This is a genomic window from Ancylomarina sp., from assembly GCF_041555295.1.
Lineage (GTDB): Bacteria > Bacteroidota > Bacteroidia > Bacteroidales > Marinifilaceae > Ancylomarina.
On sequence record NZ_JBFFKR010000426.1, the window covers coordinates 1 to 2,137 of the forward strand.

Here is a 2,137-nt window from a genome sequence, read left to right on the forward strand (position 1 = left end):
ATACATAATGATTTGAAGCACGTTCCCACAAATGGGAGTGTACTTGAGATTGTTTAAACTGTGTTCCGCTGATTTTGCCTACTCGTTCGGCAAAGTTTTGTGAAATTCTAATAATAAATTTGCTTTAATTTCGCATTGTTTTATTCAATATCTAGATTAAGAGTAATTTGTAGTTTAGTTTCAGGTCTTAAATCTTAAAGATCTAATTGTTTTACTTAGGGATTGTAGTGGAAATCTAGCAGCCAAATTGGCTTTGTGCAATGGGACGAGTAAGGCGACTGACAGTATGTAGGATAACCCTATTTTGAACTTGATCTAGAAAAACGCTCAAGCTTGACTTCTTCGTCGACTTCAGCTTCTGGGTTTTCCAATAATTCAAGCATTTGTTCAGAGAAATAAGGGGCTAGCATAACTCCCTTGGTTCCAAGTCCATTGAATATTGCTAAACGATCGTTTTGAGGATGAATACCCAGAATCGGTCGTCTATCTTTCACAGTCGGTCTTACACCAGCCCAATGATTCAGAATGGTATAGTCTGTATCAATCAGTTTATCCAGTTTGGTGAGAAGTTCTGATTTGCCTTCTTCACTGGTATCTTCATCAATAGTATCCCATTGATAGGTTGCCCCAACTTTAAAGTGATGATTTCCGGTAGGAAGAACGAATAAGTTTTTATTCAGGATATAATCTTCACACAAAGATTTAGCTTCAATTTCTATCAATTCTCCTTTGGTGAGATAAAAACTATCAGCAGGAAAAAGAGCATTTTTAGCATCCTGATACCCTCTGCAGAATATGATTTTTTCAGCAGAAAGATCTTTCCATTGTACATATCTATCCGTAAATGTGACATCATCAATTTTTAGGTGATCTTCGATGAGATAACTGTGCTGTTTAAAGAAAGTACGCATGGCTCGAATCAATAGGCTCAAATTGCAAGAGCCTGTTTGCATGAGTGCGCCGTAATGCTCAATCGCTTTAAAACCTTCCAGTTTCAGATCCTTATCGATTCGATCAATATAATGATTCATTTTACCTTGATCGATTCGCTTTTCCCACATCGGAATATCTTGCTCTGCTAAAGGTTTGATCATCTGTTTTTGTTCGATGAATTTTATCGAAAGCAATTCCTCCATCTCCGAATAAGTCTCATACATTTTAGGAAATAAGCTGTCTACCATCCAACTTTTTGTGAGACGTTTAAAGACAAGAGGATTAATGAGTCCTGCTGCAATCTCTGAAGCAGATTTTTGAGTCGGGTCGGCAATGATTTTAAATGGGATTTTATTTTGATGCATTTGATAGGCCAGAAGGGTACCTGCTAAACCTTGTCCTACAATAATATATTTGGTCATTTTTTTTAGCTTGATTTATTCAAATATAAGGAATCTTGTTTTCGAAATATAGCTGATGAATTGCTTCTTCCTTATTTAGATTGGGAGATTGCATCGTTATCCTGACGTTGAGAGAATAGGCTTTTCACCTTAATTGCTTATTTTTTTACCCTTTTTGAAAAAAATGTCACCCTTTATTTATGGGGATTGAAGATATCTTTGAGCAACAAGTTAGGACTTTGAAGAAGTAATTTAAAAGCAACTTAAAGAACAATAAATCTACTTTTAACTTGAGTTCAATTTTTAGTAAGAAAATTAGTAATATAGAGGTACTAAACAGTAGGATTTTTAATTCGGCAGTTTCAAAAAAATATACTGAATAAAGACGACTCTTTTTTAGCTCTGAAAAAAATATTTTAAAAAGATTAAACTATTAGAATTATGGCAAGCACCCGAAGATCATTCCTAGGTAATTTGGCTCTTGGAGCTGGAGTTCTTGTAGCAGCGCCCCTGGCAGCTTGCTCAAGCACTAAAGATGAAAGTAATTTGGCTCATATTAAAGCTGCGGCATCAAGAAACCCATCAATGAGTTTCAATATGTGTGGCTATGCGGCTCCAAAACTCGATACGGTTCGTGTTGGATTCGTAGGTATTGGCGATCGTGGTTCAGGGGCTGTAAAGCGCATGACTTATATCGAAGGTGTTGAGGTTACAGCACTTTGTGATATCAGACAGGCTGCTGTTGATGGAGGACAGAAGATTCTTTCTGATGCGGGTTTACCAAAGGCTAAAGAATTTGTTGG

Annotated in this window: 2 protein-coding genes; one reads left to right on the forward strand and one right to left on the reverse strand. The window is 36.5% G+C overall.

The features are described from left to right. Positions 1-299 precede the first annotated feature (299 nt). Entirely contained in the window at positions 300-1,355 is a 1,056-nt protein-coding gene (locus ABY905_RS16730) for an NAD(P)/FAD-dependent oxidoreductase (protein ID WP_372645946.1), read from the reverse strand. A gap of 420 nt (positions 1,356-1,775) precedes the next feature. Between ABY905_RS16730 and ABY905_RS16735 the strand changes: the two genes are divergently transcribed. After that, on the forward strand, positions 1,776-2,137 hold a 362-nt coding region (locus ABY905_RS16735; RefSeq protein ID WP_372645948.1), incomplete at its 3' end, for a twin-arginine translocation signal domain-containing protein.

Bases quoted from the DNA above. Each gene is read 5' to 3' on its own strand.
- ABY905_RS16730 (WP_372645946.1), bottom strand. From the start codon at position 1,355: ATGACCAAATATATTATTGTAGGACAAGGTTTAGCAGGTACCCTTCTG.